This is a genomic window from Mesorhizobium sp. M8A.F.Ca.ET.181.01.1.1, assembly GCF_004792025.1.
GTDB lineage: Bacteria > Pseudomonadota > Alphaproteobacteria > Rhizobiales > Rhizobiaceae > Mesorhizobium.
The window spans coordinates 610,367-628,268 of record NZ_SRTV01000003.1; the positions used below are offsets into that span (position 1 = coordinate 610,367).

Here is a 17,902-nt window from a genome sequence, read left to right on the forward strand (position 1 = left end):
TGGCGAAGAACGCCTCCCATTATGGATTCACTGCACGATCAAGTCGAGATCATGGCGGGACAGCGGCTTCGGCTGGGATTCGGTGGTCAGGTAGGTGCGGCCAAGCGTCATCGCGGTCTCGGTCTCGGAATCCATGATGATCATGTGGGCAAACAGCGTCATGTTCGGCGCGATCGGCTCGGGATTGCCCTGATAGAACATCGGCATGTCCATCCAGGACGGCGTGAAGCGGGCGCCGACCGAATAGCCGCAGGCGTTCAGCCGATGCTTGGTCAGGCCGTGCGATTCCATGGTGCGGGCGTGGGCGTCGAACACGTCGCCGAAGGTGTTTGCGGGTGTCATCGCCTTTTCGACGGCCAGAAGCGCGGCGCGTGCGGCGTCGAACAGCTCCTGATGGCGCTTGGACACCTTGCCGGTCAGCACGGTACGCATCATCGGCGCATGGTAGTGATGGAAGACGCCGGCCCATTCGAGCGTCAGCTGGTCGTTCTTGGTGAGCTTGCGGCGGCCGGCCTTGTAACGGCACAGCAGCGCATCGACGCCGGAGCCGATGATGAACTCGTTGGCCGGGTAGTCGCCGCCGCCGGCGAAGACCGCGCCCTGCATGGCGGCCAGGATCAGGGCCTCGTCGCCGCCCTGCTTGATCAGCGGCAGGGCCGCGTCCAGCGCGTCGTCGGAGAGATTGGCGGCCTTTTCCGCCTTGGCGACCTCGGCCGGGCTCTTGAACAAGCGCAGCCGGCCGACGATGCCCGAGGCATCGGCGATCTGGCCGAAGGTCTGCAACTGCTCGTCCAGGCGGCGGCCATTATAGGCGGTCAGGCCGTGGGTGTCGTATTCGACGCCGATGCGGGCGCCGAGCAGGTCGAGTTCGTTGAGCAGGTTGCGCAGGTCGACCGCCGGATTGGCGCCGTCGCGGTCGGTCCACAGCACGATGTTGTCGATGATCGAGGTGTTGCGCGCCTGGCGAAGGTCCGCCGAGCGGGTCAGAAGCACCATGGAGCCGTCGGCCTTCACCACCAGGCACTGGAAGAAGCAGAAGCCGAACGTGTCGTAACCCGTCAGCCAGTACATGCTTTCCTGCGCGAACAGCAGCATGGCGTCGAGCTTCTTCTCGGCCATCTCGATCATCAGCCGGTCGCGCCGCGCGTCGAATTCCGATCGTTCAAAATGCAGCGCCATTATATCTTCTCCAAAACGATTGCCGAAACCTGCCGGCCATAATCGGGCTCCTTGCGGTGCGTGGTGCGCCGGTAGGAGTAAAACAGATCTTCCTCGGCATAGGTGCAGCGGCCGAGACCCTCGGCCGTCACGCCGGCCCTGGCCAGCCGGTCGACCGTGTAACTGGCGAGGTCGAACATCGAATGGCCGGCATGTGCCGAAGGCACGAAATACCGGGCATTTTCGCTGTCGGCCTCGACGAAGCGGGCGACGAATTCCGGCCCCACTTCGTAATTGTCGGGGCCGATCGAAGGGCCGAGCACGGCGATGATGTTTTCGCGACGGGCGCCGAGGCTCTCCATGGCGGCAATGGTGTTTTCGAGCACGCCGGTGAAAGCGCCTTTCCAGCCGGCATGCGCCGCGCCGATGATGCGCGCGCCGGCATCCGCGAACAGAACCGGGCCGCAATCGGCGGTCGAGGCGCCGATGGCGATGCCGGGCCGGTCGGTGACGATGGCATCGGCCTTGGGCCGCTCGCCCGCGAATGGTTCCCTGGCGATGACGACGTCGGGCGAATGGATCTGCCAGGCGGTCAGGAGATGGCTTGCGGGCACGCCCATCCAGGCGGCGACACGGGCCCGGTTCTCGGCCACCAGCGCCTGGTCGTCATCCGACCCGGTGCCGATGTTGAGGCCCTGGTAGATGCCGGTGGAGACGCCGCCATTGCGGGTGAAATAGCCGTGGCGGATGCCTTGTGCCTGCGCCTTGTCCAGCAGCGGCGACCGAACGGGATCCGGTTTGGTCTGATTGAGCATGTGGGCGTTGTTGTCCGTGTGGGCGGTTTCGTCAAGGAAAAGCAGCCGGCGGTCCGGCCGCTCTCTTACCGGACGGGAGATTGGGAGGGGCAGCGGCAAAAAGTCAATCCGCCGTGGCGAAGGGCCTGACGGAGATACCACGCGGCATGATGGCAAGCACCTTGAACAACTCGCCCATCGCTTGCGGGCCGGCGAGGCGCTCGACGGCATTGGATATCCTGTCGCGTGCCGCCTGGCCGGCATCGGCGCCCAGCTGGCCGGCGCGCTCCAGAATGCCCATCCCGAGCAGGAAATCGCCCTGCGTCGACAGATGGGCGTCGAGACCATGCGCGCGCACGACTGCCGCAAGAGCGGCGAAATCGACATGCGAGGTGAGGTCGGCCTCGCCGGGATTGGCCAGCACATCTTCATGATTGTGCCGGCGCAAGGCCTGCAGCGTGTCGCCGATACCAGGCCGCAGATGGCCGTAGTCGGGGAATAGTCCGGCGCCGCCGTCGCTGGCCATGCGCTCGGCGATGGCCGCCATCAGTGCGGTGCGGGCGGGCGCGACTTCGACGATCGCGCCTTGCGGCGCGTCGCCCGCATCCCTGGGCAGCAGCGTCGGGTCGACCGAGCCGGCGCCGGCGAAGAAGCAGAGATTGCCGGCCTCGTCCAGGCCGACCATGCGCTCGCGCCATTCGGCGCCGGCGCGGAGGAACTGGCGGATGGGCACGGCATCGAACACTTCGTTGCCGACGATCAGCAGCGGCTGCCGCGGCAGCGTGTCGATGATCTCGTGCCAGGAAACATCGAATGGTGTCTCGCCGAGCGTCTGTTTCTGGACTTCCGTCAGGCGCGGGCTGGTCTCGACCATGGCGAACGCGGCGCCATCGGCCAAGGCCGGATCGAGCCGCGACAAGGTGCGCAGCATGTCCTTCATCAGCGTGCCGCGGCCGGGGCCGATCTCGGCGATGGTGACCGGCATCGGCCGGCCGATTGCTGTCCAGGCCTGGTAAAGCCAGACGGCGACGAGCTCGCCGAACATCTGGCTGATCTCCGGCGCGGTGATGAAGTCGCCGGCCGCGCCGAACGGTTCGCGGGTCGTGTAGTAACCGTCGCGCGGATCGAACAGGCACAGCGCCATGTATTGGTTGACGGGCATCGGGCCCACCGCCTCGATCAGGTCGACGATGCGGGATTTCAGTCGCGTCATGTCACCTGCGGTTGTGCTTGGGTCACCGGCTTGGCTGTCGCCATCGCCCAAATGCCGGCCAGCACCATCGGCGTCGACAGGATCATGCCCATGGTCAGCCAGTTGGTGGCGAGGAGATAGCCGAGCTGCTGGTCGGGTTCGCGGAAGAACTCGACAAAGATGCGCGACAGGCCGTAGCCGCAGATGAAGGCGCCGCCGACAAAGCGCGGCGTCTTCAGCTTGAGACGCGAATGGGTGAGGATGCGCAGCACGACAAACAGCACCAGACCTTCGAGCAGGGCCTCGTAGAGCTGGCTCGGATGGCGGGTGAACGGACCGCCATTGGGGAATTCGATCGCCCAGGGCACATCGGTGGGCCGCCCCCAGAGTTCGGAGTTGATGAAGTTGGCGACACGCACGAGGCCGAGGCCGACCGGCACGCCGGCTGCCACGACATCGAACAGCGACCATGTGCGGATGCCGCGCTTCATGGAAAACAGCGTCATGGCGAGGATGACGCCGAGCAGGCCGCCATGGAAGGACATGCCGCCTTGCCAGACGGCGAAGATATCGAGCGGATGGGCGATATAGCGCGCCAGGTCATAGAACAGGACATAGCCGGTGCGGCCGCCCAGAACCACGCCGATGGCCGCCCAGACGATGAAATCGTCGAGATCCTCCGGCTTCATCGGCAGGACGCCGTCGGGCCAGAGTTTCGGATTTGCCGCGAGCCGCTTGGCATACCACCAGGCAAACAGGATGCCGACGATGTAACCGATGCCGTACCAGTGCACCGCCAGCGGCCCGATCTGGACGAGGATCGGGTTGATGTTCGGGAAAGGCAGCGACGCCAGCGGCAGCAGGAAATATTCGTTCAACGGGGAGCTCTCGGTTGCGATCGGCGCGGACCATGCGGCAGGGTTTTGGCAGGGTCAAGGCAAGGTCACGGCCGTCCATGGTCCGTGAACAGGATCGCTCCCAGCTCCGTCGCCGGGTGGGCGTGCTCAACCCCTGGGCTTGGCGGACACCAGTTCACGCAAGGCGTCGTTGATCCTATCCTGCCAGCCGGGACCATCTTCCTGGAAATGATCGAGCACGGCCCGGTCGATCCTGATCGAGACAAGCTCGCGGACATTGGGAGCGGTGAAGGGTTCGCGAGGCGGGGCCGCGGCCGGCTTCTTGACCGGCTTGAAGACAGCTTCGGCGGCTTCCATCGCATTTGTCGGTCGGCGCGGGGGCGTTGCCATTGGGTGACCCTGATTGGAAGCGACTCATGCTCGATGCAGGTCGTGAGAAAAACAGCACACTACGCGAATTGACGCCATGCCGTACAGAAGGAGCCGTTCGAAAGCCGGTCCATGCTCGGGTATCGATCCGTCAGTTATCCGGGAACGGAATTGCTCTAAGGTCCATTGAGCCGTGCAGGATGTGCAATATCTCAACGGTTTCTACGCCAACGCGATAGAAAATCAGATAGTTGCCGTGAGGACGCCGCCGAATGCCGGAAGATCGATGGTGTTCAAAGAGTGGATATCGCTCCGGCATGGTGCGCAATTCCATACAATCGTGGCGCAATTCCTGCACGAATGTCACGGCATGAAATGGGTTGTCCATCGCGATATAATCGCCAATGGCTTCAAGGTCCGCCTCCGCCTGATCGGTTAAGACCAGCCGCTTCACTTTTTGGCTGCCATTGCCTTGTACTTGGCCTCCAAGCGGTCAAACACTTCGTCAACCGCCTTTACGCGCCCAGCATCAGCGTCTGAAAGGCCTTTGGCGAGAGCCGCATCGAGAGCCGCAAGGCGTTTCTCGCGCTCTTCGACGAGGCGAACACCTTCGCGCAGCACTTCGCTCTTCGAGTTGTAGCGCCCTGTGTTGACAAGCTGGTTGACGATGTCTTCGAGCCGGGTGCCCAAATCCGCGCTAATGGCCATGGTGGTGCTCCTGCATATTCCCTCCAAAACAATAATAGTTATTGGCGCGACTTACCAGTCGTTTGGGAGGTTGGCGCCGACGTGATGCCGCACCGGCCTCAACGTTCTTGCATTCGGCGCGCTGCACCACTAACTCAAATCAAGCAAGCGAGGATTTGCCATGTCGACCGGACCGAACCGCATTCTCGATGAATTCGCCAAGCTGATGACCGATGCCGCCGGTGCCGCTCAAGGTGTGCGGCGCGAGGTGGAAACGGCCTTCAAGGGCCAGGCGGAGCGCATCCTCAACTCCATGGATGTCGTGCAGCGCGAGGAGTTCGAGGCCGCGCGCGAGATGGCCGCCAAGGCGAGAGAAGAGAACGGCAGGCTTGCCGAGCGCATCGAGGCGCTCGAGGCCAGGATCGCCGAACTGACCGGTCAGGCCACACCTGCGGCTCCGGCGAAGCCCAAGCCGAAAAAATAATTCGTTAAACTTTTCCACAAAGCACCAGCCTGAAAATCGCTTTGCCGTGAATCGCTTACCGGCATTGCGTGACTCTTTGTGACAGGCACCTTTCCACATGCGAATGACGCAGTGCGAAAAATTGGGCTGTTCACGCGACTCCCGATCAATAGACTGAATTTGTTGCATGATTCGGAGCAGGGTCATGCCGCCGGGCGGTGGGGTCCGGTCTGGGGTCTTTGCGTTGAGAAGTCCCGGCCGTCCGAGTTCTAGACAAGATTGTTCGTCGTGTGTGCCCCGCGGAGCGTGTGGCGCTCCCCTGAACACAGGAAGCATTCCATGGACCTTCTCGAACTCGAATTTTCCCGCGAAATCCATCCCGTGGATGTGATCGAGCAGGTGGCCCACAACAATGACTGGTCCTTCGAACGGGCCGGCGACGACGAAATCTCGATCTCGGTTGCCGGCAGCTGGACCGACTATCACGTCTCCTTCTCGTGGATGGAAGATTTCGAGGCGCTGCATCTGGCCTGCGCCTTCGACATCAAGGTGCCGGAAACCCGCACGCTGGAAGTGATGCGTTTGTTGTCGCTGATCAACGAACAGATGCTGTTCGGCCATTTCGACCTCTGGGAGCAGGAGGGCGCCATCATGTTCCGCCAGTCGCTGCTGCTCGCCGGCGGGGTGGAACCCTCGAGCCAGCAGGTCGAGGTGCTTTTGTCCTCGGCGCTGGAAGCCTGCGAATGCTACTTCCAGGCTTTCCAGTTCGTCGTCTGGTCGGGAACCTCGGCCAAGGACGCGCTCGCCGGCGTGCTGTTCGAGACCTTCGGCAACGCCTGAGCAAGACGCGTTCGAGATGAGTTCAAGCAACGAGCGCAAGCCCGAAATCAGCTTCGCCGATTTCGATCGTGTCGACATCCGTGCCGGCACGATCATCGAGGCCGTACCGTTTCCGGAGGCGCGCAAGCCTGCCTTCAAGCTGAAGATCGATTTCGGCGCCGCCATCGGCGTCAAGAAGTCGTCGGCGCAGATCACCAAATACTATACGCCGGAAACGTTGATCGGCCGCCAGGTGTTCGCGGTGGTCAATTTCCCGCCGCGCCAGATCGGCCCGTTCATGTCGGAAGTGCTGACGCTCGGTTTTCCCGATGAAGAGGGCGCCGTGGTGTTGGGCGCCATCGAACGCAAGGTGCCGGACGGCGGGCGGCTATTCTAGATCAGGAAGCCCCGGCAAGCGTCATCATGGTGGTGCTGCAGCCGGCTGGATTGAAGCGACAGCTCGAGGCCGGAACGCGCCGAGAATGGTTCCGACCGTTGCAGCTGAGAGCACGAGATGCAGGACGTCGAACGGCCAGGCCAGTCCGAAATGGATCATCATAAGGGTCAAGAAGGAAGGCGACGCGCCATCCGCGGGAATCAGGATCAAAGCTCCGGCCAGGGCCAGTCCATATTTGAGTATGGCAACTATTGCCAGAACGATGAACATTATGGCGGTGAAACGCAGAAGATTGCCGTCCAGCGCACGCCAGCAGCCGATTGGATCAAACGATCCCGTCCACAGAAAATCGCCGACAAACAGATATGTCCAGCCAAGGACGAAACCACCCGCGAGGAGGTTGAAGGCGCCCATCGCCGACACCCAAGGCGCGACGTCCTCGGGGCGGAGCGGCAGGTCATGTGTGGCCATCAGGCCGGCAAAGCAGTCTGTGCTCGCCGGCGACCGCAAAGCCGCAAAACAGCTGGATGGCTGCGAGAAGCAGGGCGGCCAAAAGAATCCGCCGGTCGAGCTCAAAGCGCACGCCCGGGATAGCGAAGCGCTTGACACTCTCAATGCCGCGCCGAACGACGACCCGGCCATGCTCGGGCGCATTTCCCATACGGTCCAGAACGAACGCAAGGACCATCGCCGAGAACGGCGCGGCGACAATCGCGGAAAGCCAAGTCCTGGGGTCAAAGCCCCGCGATAGAAGCCAAGTTGGCGCCTTCCCCGGATCGGCAAAAAGAACAAGAGCAAGCACCGCCAGACAAAGCGTTGTCAGAAAGCAGGGAAACCAGGCGGCCACGAAGAGCGGCCAGGCATTCGCGCGGCAATAGCCGAACACCCTCGCAACGGTCTTGCCGATGCGCAAGACGCGACGCTTCGATGATACTGCAGGCACGTCGTCCAGCGTAGAAATCGGCGTCAATCCCGCAACGAACTACACACACCGAATAATGCACCGCAAGCAACTGTCGCACAAGCTCTCGCAAGGAGCGTGTTTGACCTGACCTGAACTTCACCGCATCCTATGCGCCGGCTCTATCAGGCCGCCAGCTTGCGTGTCGTTCCCAATGCTTCCTCAACCGCGTCGAGGAACATTTCCGCGCAGGCCTTCCAGCTGTAGCGCATGGCGCGCTCGCGGGCCTGGTCGCGGCTGACGTTGAGTGCGGTAAGCGCCGCCTCGCGCAAATCGTTCGACACCGCGCCACCAAAACCGTCGCCGACGATGTCGATCGGCCCGGTCACCGGATAGGCGGCGACCGGCGTGCCGCTGGCCAGCGCCTCGATGATGACGTTGCCGAAGGTGTCGGTGCGGCTGGGGAAGACGAAGACGTCGGCCGAGGCATAGATTTCGGCCAGTTCGTCATTGGGACGATGGCCGAGGAAATGCGCCTTCGGATATTTCGCCTTGAGCTTGGCAAGCTCGGGACCTTCGCCGACGATCACCTTGCTGCCGGGCAGGTCGAGATCGAGGAAGGCGGAGAGGTTCTTTTCGATGGCGACTCGGCCGACGCACAGGAAAACCGGTCCGGGGAAACCGAGGTCCTTCCTTTTGTCTGGCCGGAAATGATCGGTGTCGACGCCGCGCGTCCACGGCCTCAACTTGTTGAAGCCACGCGCGGCAAGATCGTCGGCGAGCGACTGGGTGGCGACCAGCGTGCCCTGGCCTGAATTGTGGAAATCGCGCAGCCAGCGATAGGCCCAGCTCTCCGGCACCGGCAGGCGGGCACTGAGATATTCGGGGAAGCGGGTGTGATAGCTGGTGGTGAACGGCCGGCCGGCATTGCGGCAATAGCGCCGCGCCATGATGCCCAGCGGCCCTTCGGTGACGATGTGGATATGGTCGGCCTTGTAGCCGTCGATCAGGCGCGCGACATGGCCGGGCGTGGTCAGCGCCAGGCGGATGTCGGGGTAGGTCGGCAAGGGCAGGGTGCGGAAGATGTTCGGGGTCAGGAACTCGACCGCGACGTCGAAGGACTTCAGAGTCTCGGTGAGCCGCTCCAGCGTGTGGACGACGCCGTTGACTTGCGGGCGCCAGGCGTCGGTGACCATCAATATGCGCATGGCGGCCCTTTGCTTCGGAGGTCTGCGGTTGCCTTGAAACGATACCGGAACGGCGACCATGCGGCCGCCCTCGCTTCGCTCCAGCGCACCCTGGCGGGCACGGGGTCGAAGTGAGGCGGCAAGGACGAATCAAGTGCGGTCGCGCGCTTCATGCGCGCTCTTGACCATGGTTTCATGACGGGCGGATGAAGCAGACCGCGCCCCCGGAAAGTCGAAACCGTTTTTCAGGCAAGATCATACTCAGTTAGTCAAATAGAAGTCAGGCCGGAACCTTGATCACGGCGCGCAGGCCGCCCATCGGACTGTCGTCGAGCGTGATGTCGCCGCCATGGCTGCGGGCGATGTCACGGGCGATCGAGAGGCCGAGCCCGGTACCGCTGGCGTCGAGGTTGCGGGCCTCGTCGAGCCGCACGAAGGGCTTGAAGACGTCTTCCCGCCTGTCAGGAGGGATGCCCGGGCCGTCGTCGTCGATGGTGACCAGAAGCGAGCCGCGGCCATGATTGGCGGTGACCTCCACCGTCTTGGCATAGCGGAAGGCATTGCCGATGACGTTGGACAAGAGCCGCGCGAAGGCGTTCGGCCGCACATGCACGGTCGGATCGCCGGAAAGCGTCGTCGACAGCTTGCATTTGCGCAACCCCGCTTCCTCGCCGAGCTTCTGGAAATAGGCTTCGAGATCGAAACGTCCCGGATCCTCCGAGGCCTCGCCGCGGGCAAAGGCGAGATAGCCTTCCAGCATCGACTGCATGTCCTCGATATCCTGGTCCAGCGCCGCCTTGGTCTCGGCCTTGCCGCCGGCCAGCGCCAGCTGCAGCTTGAAGCGGGTGAGGATGGTTCTGAGATCATGGCTCACACCGGTCAGCATGGCCGTGCGCTGCTCGATCTGGCGCTCGATGCGCTCGCGCATCTGGATGAAGGCAAAGCCGGCGCGGCGCACCTCCTCGGCCCCGCGCGGGCGGAAATCGCGCGGCATCGGCCGGCCCTTGCCGAAGCTCTCGGCGGCCTCGGCAAGCGCCAAGATCGGCCGGATCTGGTTGCGCAGGAAGGGGATGGCGATCATCAGAAGCACCAGCGAGGTACCGACCATCCAGATCAGGAAGATATGGGTGTTGGAGGCATAGGCCTGGCTGCGCCGCACGAAGACGCGCAGCACCTTGTTTTCGAGCTGGACGCGGACCTCGACGATGTTGGAATTGCCGACCGTGTCGATCCAGAATGGGCGGTTGATCTGGCGGGTAATTTCGGCGGAGAGAACATCGTCGAGGATCGAGAAGAACGGTTTTGGACCGGGCGGCGGCAATGGATCGGGCGGCAGGAGGTCGACCTTGAGCTGCATGCGGTCCTGCGCGATGCGGATGATGTTGGCGTAGTCGGCGTCGTGCGGATAGGTCTCGATCAGGTCGATGATGGCGGCGATGTCGCGCACGGTGGCCTGCGACAGGCGTTGCGTCACGGTTGCCCAGTGACGTTCCATGAAATCGAAGGCGACGACCGACTGCAAAAGGATCATCGGCGCGATGACGATGATCAACGAGCGCGCATAGAGGCGCTTGGGCATGTAAAGCGAAACGAGACGCCAGAACCGGTTCCAGATGCGCGGCACCGCCTTGAACGTCCGCGTGGCGCGTGCGCTCAGGCCGTCATTGTCCGGCTGTTCCAGTTCCGTGGTCGCCATTGGCTCTTTTCATCCGCGGCTAACTCTTTGTTGGAGCATAATCTTTCCGAAAACCGGTTCCCAGTTTTCGGGATCATGCACTTGAGCCGCCGCCGGCATTCTATTCCACGCTGAGCCGATACCCAATACCGCGCACGGTCTGCAGCCAGACCGGGTTGGACGGATCGCGCTCGATCTTGCGGCGCAGCCGGTTGATCTGGACGTCGATGGTGCGCTCGCCGACTTCCGAATCGTCACCGACCAGCTCGTGGCGGGGGATGGTTTCGCCGGCGCGCGCGGCGAAGATCGCCAGGATCTCCTGTTCGCGGTCGGTCAGCTTAAGCGCTTCGCCGCCGCGCTTCAGTTCGCGCCTGGCGATCTGGAATGTGTAGGGACCGAACACCAACTGTTCGACCTTGGGCGTCGCCGCCGGGCCGCCCCGGCGCAAGATGTTGTTAATGCGCAGGATCAACTCGCGCGGGTCGAAGGGCTTTGGCAAATAGTCGTCGGCGCCGGCCTCGAGCCCGGAAATGCGGCTGTCGGTCTCCGACAGGGCCGTCAGCATCAGGATCGGCACATTCTTTTCGGCGCGCAACGACTTTGTCAGGTCGACGCCGGTTTCACCAGGCATCATGACATCGAGCACAAGCAGGTCGAAGTCGAGACCGGCGAGCTTGCGGCGGGCCTCGCCGGCATTGCCGGCGACGGTGACGCGAAAGCCGTTTTCGGTCAGATACTGCTTGAGAAGATTGCGGATACGGGTGTCGTCGTCGACCACGAGCAGATGCGGTGCGTCGTCGTCCGGTGCGGCCGCCTGGTCGATCCTCTCAGTGCTCTCCATGGCTTTTTCCTGACATTTTTGCGGACCCAACGTCGATCTGAGCTCTCAGTTCCGGATTGACCATCGCTTCGAGGAAGCGTTCCACCAAGGTCCGTTCGGCGGCGCCGGAATCTTCCAATGCAGCATGGATGCGGCGCGACTGTGGCCGCGCCAGCGCCAGCGCCAGCGCGCGGCCCTTGGCCGTTGGATAAAGTTCGCGCTGGCGGCGGTCGCGCGGGCCTTGCAACTGCACGACGTGATCGGTGTCGATCAATTGCTTGAGCACACGCGCCAGGCTCTGCTTGGTTATCTTCAGCACGTCGAGCAGTTCGGCGACGGTCAGGCCCGGCCGGCGGTTGACGAAATGCAGCACGCGGTGGTGGGCGCGGCCGAAGCCGTAATCGGCCAGGATCTGATCGGGATCGGAGGTGAAGTCGCGATAGGCGAAGAAGAAGAGTTCGATGATGGCGAAGTCGATGCCGTCCTCGCTGGTGATCGCGGTCCTGATCGGTTTTCCGGCAGCTGGGCTTTTATCCGTCATCATTTCTCCATGGGAACGGGAGATTATGTCAGTACTATTGACGTAATTTCCCTGCAATGGTAATTTTTGACAAGCTTTTGGGCGGATTGCGAACGAAAAGGCAAGGCAGGCCGGTTTTTCCGGAACTTCCTGAGTTTGCCAGGGCGCGATTATCCGCTTACGCTTCGAGACACCGGCCGGCGTCTCCAATCACCTGGCGCGGCCAAAAAAGAACACGCAACGACACTGAGATATGCGGGCCGTTGTCCGCGGGAGGTTACCATGGCATCCGTTCCTTTCGATCAACTGGACGGCTTCATCTGGATGAATGGCGAGTTCGTACCGTGGGGAGACGCCAAGATCCACGTGCTGACCCATGGCCTGCACTACGCCAGCGCGGTCTTCGAGGGCGAGCGCGCCTATGGCGGCGAGATCTTCAAGCTCAACGAGCATACCGAGCGGCTGCATGAATCAGCGCGCCTGCTCGGCTTCAAGATTCCCTATTCGGTGGCCGAGCTCAACGATGCCTCGACCACGCTCCTGAAGAAGCAGGGCTTCCAGGGCGCCTATGTCAGGCCGATCGCCTGGCGCGGCAGCGAGCAGATGGGCGTTTCGGCGCAAAACAACCGCATCAACGTCGCCATCGCCATCTGGCAGTGGCCGAGCTATTTCGATCCGGCGCAGAAGCTGAAGGGCATCCGTCTCGATGTGGCGGAATGGCGCCGGCCCGACCCGCGCACGGCGCCGTCGCGGTCGAAGGCCGCCGGCCTCTACATGATCTGCACCATGTCCAAGCATGCCGCCGAGGCCAAGGGCTACGCCGACGCCATGATGCTCGACTGGCGGGGCCAGGTCGCGGAAGCGACCGGCGCCAACATCTTCTTCGTCAAGGACGGCAAGATCCACACGCCCAAGCCCGACTGCTTCCTCGACGGCATCACCCGCCGCACGGTCATTGGCCTGGCCAGGGATCGCGGCCTGGAGGTCATCGAGCGCGCCATCCTGCCGGAAGAACTGGAAGGCTTCGAGCAATGCTTCCTGACCGGAACGGCAGCGGAAGTAACCCCGGTTTCGGAGATCGGCCCTTACCGATTCGAGGTCGGCGAGATCGCCAAGAATCTCATGAACGACTATTCTATGGCCGTTCAACCCAAGCATGCGATTGCCGCAGAATAACGATAGTCACAGCTTTTCTCGCAAGCAGGGGCGGTTTTCAGGCCGCCCCTTTTATTTAAGCGTTTGTGCATTTGACTTTCGTCCAATTCGGCGTCTCATGATGGTGTCGGCCCGGGAGGCTGGCAGCTATGGAGGGACTAATCATATGGACATGAACACGCTTCTTCCGATCATCATTCAGATCATTACAGGCATTATCGGTGGTCAGGCGGTCGGCGCGGCGATCAAGACGGCGGCGATGGGTCAGCTTCCCAAAATCCTGGGCGGAGCCATCGGCGGCGTCGGCGGCGCGGCGATCCTCGGCAGCCTGCTCGGCGGTGGCGCGATCACTCCTGACGCAGCCGCGGCGGCCACCAGCGGCCTGGGCAGCGCGCTCAACCTGCAGAACATCGTCGGTGGCGCAGGCGGCGGCGCGATCCTGACCGGCATTCTCGGCGCGGTCATGGGCGCCATGAAAAAGTAAGCCTGCCAATCTCGGGCTGGCAAAATGGGCGGCTTCGGCCGCCCATTTCTTTTTGGACACGCACTGTTTGACCTTCCGGACGTGGACGGTCTTGGCCGATGCCTCTACATGATCGCTGACACAGCGAAAGGACGATCATGGGTCAGCTCAATGCCGGTATCGTGCCGGTCACTCCGTTCCAGCAGAACTGCACCATCCTGTTCGACATGGACGACAAGCACGGCGTGGTGATCGATCCCGGCGGCGACATCGACAAGGTGCTGGCGGTGTTGAAGGACAATGCGATCACCGCCGAAGCGATATGGATCACGCATGGCCATATCGACCATGCCGGCGGCGCCATGGAGTTGAAGGAGGCGCTCGGCATCGAGATCATCGGCCCGCATGAAGCCGACAAGATGCTGCTCGACAATCTGGAAAACCAGGGCAGGCGCTACGGCATCGACGGCGTGCGCAATTGCGTGCCCGACCGGTTCCTTGCAGAAGGGGAAACTGTGTCGTTTGGCGGCCATGTGTTCGAGGTGCTGCATTGCCCCGGCCACGCGCCCGGCCATGTCGTCTACTACAACCGCGCCGCCAAATTCGCCCATGTCGGCGACGTGCTGTTTCGCGGCTCGGTCGGCCGCACCGACCTGCCGGGCGGCGACCATGCGGCACTCATCGCCTCGATCAAGGACAAGCTGTTGCCGCTCGGCGACGACATCGGCTTCATTTGCGGCCATGGCCCCGGCGGGCGCTTCGGCGAGGAACGGCGGACCAATCCATTTTTGACCTGAATGAATGAGGTCTGGACCGCCCTGGGTTCGAAAGCCCAACAAGCCGACAACAAAAAAAGCGCCGGCCTTGCGGTCAGCGCTTTTTGTTTGGGGCAGGGAAGCCTCAGTTGGCGGTGCAGAAATGCTGTTCGCCGTCGCTGCCGGTGAAGGTGCCGGTGCGGGAATTGAAGGTGCGGTAGCGATCCGAGCAATACTCGTACCAGCCGCGCGTCCAGGGTTCAGCGTAGCGGTCGGCATAGACCACCTGCGGTTCCACATAGTAGCGGCGGACCGGAGCCGGGCGCACGAGCACCTGACGATCGTAGTAACCGTCATCGTAATAACGGTCGGAATCGGGCGGCGGCCGGTCATTGGCCAATGCGCCACCAATCAGCGCGCCGGCGGCAAGGCCGAGAACGCCGGCTGCCACAGCGTCGCCATTGCCATGGCCGTGATGGTGCCAACGGCGCCAGTCATCGGCATTGGCTGCCGAAAAGGTCCCCAGCGTGGTGGCGACCACGGCGGCGGACAGCACGGCTGTCTTGAAAATGCGGTTCATCTTGGTCTCCTTCGTACCGGGCCGTGCAGGTCTGCAGGGGATACGGTCCGGCTTTGCCAGTGACTAATATGAGACCGTGGCTGAACGGGGGCTGAACGAAATTTTGACCACGCGCATTCTTTCACGGCATCAACAGCCGCACCCTCGGGGCGCGGACCTGACCTGCCGGAGCCGGCGTCGTCCGAAGCCGGCTCAGCCGACCGACAGGTTGACGGCCTTGGGTCCCTTGCCGCGCTTGTCCGGCTCGGTGTCGAATGTCACTTTCTGCCCATCTTCGAGACCGGGAAGACCCGACGCCTGCACGGCCGAAATATGCACGAAGACATCCTTCGCGCCATCATCCGGTGTGATGAAGCCGAAGCCCTTGGCATGGTTGAAGAATTTGACGGTGCCGGTCTGCGGCATGGGAAGCTCCTTTGATCCCATAAACTCCAGTCTCGGGCCGGCAAATGCCCGAGAGGAAATTTGTCCTTTATTTTAGCGTCATCGGCAAGAGAAAGTTTTGCGGGCACTTAAAGCCCGCCGCGCTTTAAGTGCTTGTTATGATGCGCGTCATTGGCCGGGACCCGGATGAACTTGCCGTAACATGCGTTCATGCTGCACTGCTGACATGAAAAAGGCGCGGCGAAAACCGCCGCGCCTTTCAAAAATCTGTCTGCCTGCCCAGGTGCTGGTCAAGCTCCTCGTTCGCTTATCCGCCTGGGACGTGCGGTGCGCCGATCGCTCAGGCTGCGCGCAGGTTGACCGCCTTCGGGCCCTTGCCCATGCGGTCCGGCTCGACGTCGAAGGTGACCTTCTGGCCGTCGACGAGCGTGCGCAGGCCCGAGGCCTCGATCGCTGAAATGTGGACGAACACGTCCTTGGCGCCGCCGTCGGGCGTGATGAAACCGAAGCCTTTGGTTGCATTGAAGAATTTAACGGTGCCGGTCTGGGCCATTGGGGAAACTCCTTCACCCGTTCAGTCTTGGTGGTCCTGCCCGCCACCTGGCGTCGAGGGCAGTTCCTGGTGGTTGCTTTCGGCAGTCATGCATTGGCGCATGGTCAAACCCCCCGCCGAAAAACGGGGCCGTCAGAGATTCACAGTATCGGGGAAAGGTCGTCCAAAACGTTCCGCTCTCCGGGTCGCAAATGCCCGAACACAGAATTTATCGCACGGAAACGTGAAGGTTGCAAGATAGCGCCGCGGGCCGCCGCCATGGGCGCATCCCGACGCATAAATCGACCGATCAAAGCGTCGACCGGCCGCAGATAGGCTTCGTTGGCCGAGGGGTCATCGGCCCACAGCCCCGGTCATGCATGGGCCAGAAGCGATGATTGCCGGCGACGCGGCGGGACCCGACCGATCCCGCTGTCATTTCCCGATAGAGGCCGCGGGCGGGGTTGCAATCGGCAGTGGAATGGCGAGGATCATGCCATTGGCGACTGATCTAAATCTTGTTTTGAGCGATATCATTGTCAGCGAACCGCCAGGCAGTCTTGGGCGGTATGCACCGGGACGGGGATCGAGGGAGAGACGATCATGAGGTTGCTTGCGGCAATCTTTTCACGGCAGGGTTTTAGCGTCCTGTTCCTGTCGGCAATTCTTGCCGCCTGTACGGTCGTCGTCGATGACGGACCGCGCCCGCGTCCGCCGCGCCCCGAACCGCAATTCTGCACCAAGCAGTACGAGCCGGTCTGCGCCCGGCGCGGCGACGATCGCCAGACCTTCGCCAATGCCTGCCTTGCCGGCAGGGCGGGTTACCGCATTGTGCGCGATGGCCCCTGCCGCGATGGTGGTGGTGGCGGCCAGCAGGCCTTCTGCACCCGCGAATACGCGCCGGTGTGCGGCCGCCGGCATGGCGAGATGCGCACCTTCCCCAACGCCTGCGAGGCCCGCGCCTCGGACTATCGCATCGTCGGCGAAGGGCCGTGCTGAGAACTTACCTTCCCTCCTTGTCGAAGAAGCGGAAATTGCAGTTATTCTTCCACGCCGACATAAGCCTTCGTCCTGAGCAGGCCGGCCAGATGAGCGGCGTTTGAAGCCGCCATTTCGATGGCTTCGGCGACCTTGTCGGGAGTCTTCGGCAGGTCGACATAGTTGACGTCGCCCATGGCTTCACCGACCCAGTAGACGCCGCCATTGGCGGGGATTGTGAAGCCGACGTCGTTCAGCGCCTGGAAGCATTCCGCGTGGCAGTGATGCGCGCCGTCCTCGTTGCCGACGATCGCCACCAGCGCCACCTTGCCGGCGGCCGGCATACGGCCCTTGTCGTCGGTTTCGTCGAGAAAGGCGTCCATGCGTTCCATGACGCGCTTGGCGATGCTTGACGGCTGGCCCAACCAGATCGGCAGACCGAGGATGAAGATATCGGCGGCGACAATCTTTTCTCGCAGGCCAGGCCAGTCGTCGCCCTTGCCCATGTCGGAGAGCACGCCGGGCTTGATGTCGTGATCGACAGCCCGCACGACCTCGCCCTTCACGCCATGCGGTTTGAGCGCTGCGAGCAGATCGGCGATGATCTTGTCCGTGGACGATTTTTCCTTGTCGCCGGAAGCTTTCAGCGAACAATTGATGGCAAAGGCGGCAAGGGGCATTGCGGAACTCCTGCATAGGGTTGTGCACGCTCAACGTCACAAGGCGCTTGCGGTTGCGCGGCGGGCGAGATCCAAACATGGCTGCCTAGGCAGGATACGCCCCATCGGCGGGTCCTGCATAAAACTCGCTGCCGTGCTCGTCGGAAATGCGCAGGCGGTCGGGGGTTTGCGGCATGGACAGGCTGTGGAACAGCGCGGTGGCGCATTGCAGCGCCGCACGCAGGGTCGGCGCCTCCAGCGACACCTTGTCGAGCGTCGCTTCCTCGGTGTCGCGCGACCGGTAGAATTCGATTACAAAGTTCAAGCAAGCCTCCGAGCGGAATATTGCGTGAGCATGTTGCGTCAGTCCATTGTCTGCTCACGGCAGCGGGTGTGCGCACTCAGCGCCGCTCGGGCTATCAACCCTTGGACTTCGGCTTCAAGCCGCTCTCCGCCTGCTTGACCGACGAGCCGAACGGGGAGGCAGGCTTGGCCACCACCTTGTCCTTCTTCGGCTTGCGCACCTCGCGATTGCTTCGCTGCTGACCCTTGGACAT

General features: G+C 62.6%; 26 protein-coding genes. 7 read left to right on the forward strand and 19 right to left on the reverse strand.

Annotation, left to right across the window (positions count from 1 at the left end; translation table 11 throughout):
• Nucleotides 1–27: 27 nt before the first annotated feature.
• The 7 genes from EN824_RS15650 to EN824_RS15680 all read right to left on the reverse strand — a co-directional run bounded on the left by EN824_RS15650 (nucleotide 28) and on the right by EN824_RS15680 (nucleotide 5,078).
• Nucleotides 28–1,179, reverse strand: coding sequence for a Xaa-Pro peptidase family protein (locus tag EN824_RS15650; protein WP_127278812.1), 1,152 nt, complete (start codon nucleotides 1,177–1,179; stop codon nucleotides 28–30).
• A complete protein-coding gene (pgeF, locus tag EN824_RS15655; RefSeq protein ID WP_127869759.1) occupies nucleotides 1,179–1,973 on the reverse strand; it encodes a peptidoglycan editing factor PgeF in 795 nt (264 codons plus the stop codon). Before pgeF ends, EN824_RS15650 begins: the two co-directional genes overlap by 1 nt.
• A 103-nt stretch (nucleotides 1,974–2,076) precedes the next feature.
• Nucleotides 2,077–3,165: a class I SAM-dependent methyltransferase gene (locus EN824_RS15660; RefSeq protein ID WP_135932462.1), complete on the reverse strand. Its 1,089-nt coding sequence runs from the start codon at nucleotides 3,163–3,165 to the stop codon at nucleotides 2,077–2,079.
• Nucleotides 3,162–4,022 (reverse strand): prolipoprotein diacylglyceryl transferase, encoded by an 861-nt coding sequence (lgt, locus tag EN824_RS15665; protein WP_127280609.1) that lies wholly within the window; start codon nucleotides 4,020–4,022, stop codon nucleotides 3,162–3,164. Before lgt ends, EN824_RS15660 begins: the two co-directional genes overlap by 4 nt.
• Nucleotides 4,023–4,148: 126 nt before the next feature.
• Nucleotides 4,149–4,391, reverse strand: coding sequence for a BrnA antitoxin family protein (locus EN824_RS15670; protein WP_135867479.1), 243 nt, complete (start codon nucleotides 4,389–4,391; stop codon nucleotides 4,149–4,151).
• Nucleotides 4,392–4,521: 130 nt separating this feature from the next.
• Nucleotides 4,522–4,824 (reverse strand): type II toxin-antitoxin system RelE/ParE family toxin, encoded by a 303-nt coding sequence (locus EN824_RS15675; RefSeq protein ID WP_210212434.1) that lies wholly within the window; start codon nucleotides 4,822–4,824, stop codon nucleotides 4,522–4,524.
• A complete protein-coding gene (locus EN824_RS15680) occupies nucleotides 4,821–5,078 on the reverse strand; it encodes a type II toxin-antitoxin system ParD family antitoxin (RefSeq protein WP_127869755.1) in 258 nt (85 codons plus the stop codon). The genes EN824_RS15675 and EN824_RS15680 overlap by 4 nt, the downstream gene beginning before the upstream one ends.
• 160 nt (nucleotides 5,079–5,238) lie before the next feature.
• Here EN824_RS15680 and EN824_RS15685 point away from each other — a divergent pair, with 160 nt between their 5' ends.
• The 3 genes from EN824_RS15685 to EN824_RS15695 all read left to right on the forward strand — a co-directional run bounded on the left by EN824_RS15685 (nucleotide 5,239) and on the right by EN824_RS15695 (nucleotide 6,736).
• Complete coding sequence (locus tag EN824_RS15685; RefSeq protein WP_127280606.1) at nucleotides 5,239–5,541, forward strand: accessory factor UbiK family protein; 303 nt, start codon at nucleotides 5,239–5,241, stop codon at nucleotides 5,539–5,541.
• A 318-nt stretch (nucleotides 5,542–5,859) separates the two neighbouring features.
• Entirely contained in the window at nucleotides 5,860–6,360 is a 501-nt protein-coding gene (locus EN824_RS15690; protein ID WP_127280605.1) for a YbjN domain-containing protein, read from the forward strand.
• A 16-nt stretch (nucleotides 6,361–6,376) separates the two neighbouring features.
• Nucleotides 6,377–6,736: a tRNA-binding protein gene (locus EN824_RS15695; RefSeq protein ID WP_127869754.1), complete on the forward strand. Its 360-nt coding sequence runs from the start codon at nucleotides 6,377–6,379 to the stop codon at nucleotides 6,734–6,736.
• Between the two features lie 24 nt (nucleotides 6,737–6,760).
• Here the strand turns inward: EN824_RS15695 and EN824_RS35955 are convergent, their stop codons facing one another.
• The 6 genes from EN824_RS35955 to EN824_RS15720 all read right to left on the reverse strand — a co-directional run bounded on the left by EN824_RS35955 (nucleotide 6,761) and on the right by EN824_RS15720 (nucleotide 11,860).
• Nucleotides 6,761–7,207, reverse strand: coding sequence for a hypothetical protein (locus tag EN824_RS35955; RefSeq protein ID WP_245520987.1), 447 nt, complete (start codon nucleotides 7,205–7,207; stop codon nucleotides 6,761–6,763).
• A complete protein-coding gene (locus tag EN824_RS35960; RefSeq protein WP_245520988.1) occupies nucleotides 7,194–7,649 on the reverse strand; it encodes a hypothetical protein in 456 nt (151 codons plus the stop codon). The genes EN824_RS35955 and EN824_RS35960 overlap by 14 nt, the downstream gene beginning before the upstream one ends.
• A gap of 173 nt (nucleotides 7,650–7,822) precedes the next feature.
• A complete protein-coding gene (locus EN824_RS15705) occupies nucleotides 7,823–8,845 on the reverse strand; it encodes a glycosyltransferase family 1 protein (RefSeq protein ID WP_127869753.1) in 1,023 nt (340 codons plus the stop codon).
• Nucleotides 8,846–9,104: 259 nt separating this feature from the next.
• The gene (locus tag EN824_RS15710) at nucleotides 9,105–10,520 is read right to left on the reverse strand and encodes an ATP-binding protein (RefSeq protein WP_127279699.1); all 1,416 of its coding nucleotides are present in this window, start codon (nucleotides 10,518–10,520) and stop codon (nucleotides 9,105–9,107) included.
• A gap of 100 nt (nucleotides 10,521–10,620) precedes the next feature.
• Complete coding sequence (locus EN824_RS15715) at nucleotides 10,621–11,340, reverse strand: response regulator transcription factor (protein ID WP_127869752.1); 720 nt, start codon at nucleotides 11,338–11,340, stop codon at nucleotides 10,621–10,623.
• Nucleotides 11,327–11,860 (reverse strand): MarR family transcriptional regulator, encoded by a 534-nt coding sequence (locus tag EN824_RS15720; RefSeq protein ID WP_167531318.1) that lies wholly within the window; start codon nucleotides 11,858–11,860, stop codon nucleotides 11,327–11,329. The genes EN824_RS15715 and EN824_RS15720 overlap by 14 nt, the downstream gene beginning before the upstream one ends.
• Before the next feature lie 261 nt (nucleotides 11,861–12,121).
• On the opposite strand from EN824_RS15720, the gene EN824_RS15725 reads away from it, so the two are divergent.
• The 3 genes from EN824_RS15725 (at nucleotide 12,122) to EN824_RS15735 (ending at nucleotide 14,254) form a co-directional block, all read left to right on the forward strand.
• Nucleotides 12,122–13,015, forward strand: a complete 894-nt coding sequence (locus EN824_RS15725) for a branched-chain amino acid aminotransferase (RefSeq protein WP_135932463.1) — start codon at nucleotides 12,122–12,124, stop codon at nucleotides 13,013–13,015.
• 145 nt (nucleotides 13,016–13,160) lie between these two features.
• Nucleotides 13,161–13,478 carry a hypothetical protein gene (locus EN824_RS15730; protein ID WP_127278400.1) on the forward strand — a complete coding sequence of 106 codons (318 nt, stop codon included), beginning with the start codon at nucleotides 13,161–13,163 and terminating at the stop codon, nucleotides 13,476–13,478.
• A 137-nt stretch (nucleotides 13,479–13,615) separates the two neighbouring features.
• On the forward strand, nucleotides 13,616–14,254 hold the full coding sequence (locus tag EN824_RS15735; RefSeq protein WP_135932464.1) for an MBL fold metallo-hydrolase: 639 nt from the start codon (nucleotides 13,616–13,618) through the stop codon (nucleotides 14,252–14,254).
• Nucleotides 14,255–14,357: 103 nt separating this feature from the next.
• On the opposite strand, the gene EN824_RS15740 is transcribed toward EN824_RS15735, so the two are convergent.
• From EN824_RS15740 to EN824_RS15750, 3 genes are all read right to left on the reverse strand, one after another.
• Nucleotides 14,358–14,792, reverse strand: coding sequence for a BA14K family protein (locus EN824_RS15740; protein ID WP_127869750.1), 435 nt, complete (start codon nucleotides 14,790–14,792; stop codon nucleotides 14,358–14,360).
• A 192-nt stretch (nucleotides 14,793–14,984) separates the two neighbouring features.
• Complete coding sequence (locus tag EN824_RS15745) at nucleotides 14,985–15,197, reverse strand: cold-shock protein (RefSeq protein WP_008877668.1); 213 nt, start codon at nucleotides 15,195–15,197, stop codon at nucleotides 14,985–14,987.
• Between the two features lie 319 nt (nucleotides 15,198–15,516).
• Nucleotides 15,517–15,729 carry a cold-shock protein gene (locus EN824_RS15750; protein WP_006202520.1) on the reverse strand — a complete coding sequence of 71 codons (213 nt, stop codon included), beginning with the start codon at nucleotides 15,727–15,729 and terminating at the stop codon, nucleotides 15,517–15,519.
• A 582-nt stretch (nucleotides 15,730–16,311) separates the two neighbouring features.
• Between EN824_RS15750 and EN824_RS15755 the strand changes: the two genes are divergently transcribed.
• Nucleotides 16,312–16,707, forward strand: coding sequence for a Kazal-type serine protease inhibitor (locus EN824_RS15755; RefSeq protein ID WP_135932465.1), 396 nt, complete (start codon nucleotides 16,312–16,314; stop codon nucleotides 16,705–16,707).
• Between the two features lie 41 nt (nucleotides 16,708–16,748).
• On the opposite strand, the gene EN824_RS15760 is transcribed toward EN824_RS15755, so the two are convergent.
• The 3 genes from EN824_RS15760 to EN824_RS35250 form a co-directional block, all read right to left on the reverse strand.
• A complete protein-coding gene (locus EN824_RS15760) occupies nucleotides 16,749–17,366 on the reverse strand; it encodes an NAD(P)H-dependent oxidoreductase (RefSeq protein ID WP_127278404.1) in 618 nt (205 codons plus the stop codon).
• 85 nt (nucleotides 17,367–17,451) lie between these two features.
• Complete coding sequence (locus EN824_RS15765) at nucleotides 17,452–17,670, reverse strand: hypothetical protein (protein ID WP_127278405.1); 219 nt, start codon at nucleotides 17,668–17,670, stop codon at nucleotides 17,452–17,454.
• 94 nt (nucleotides 17,671–17,764) lie between these two features.
• Complete coding sequence (locus EN824_RS35250; RefSeq protein ID WP_167498789.1) at nucleotides 17,765–17,902, reverse strand: hypothetical protein; 138 nt, start codon at nucleotides 17,900–17,902, stop codon at nucleotides 17,765–17,767.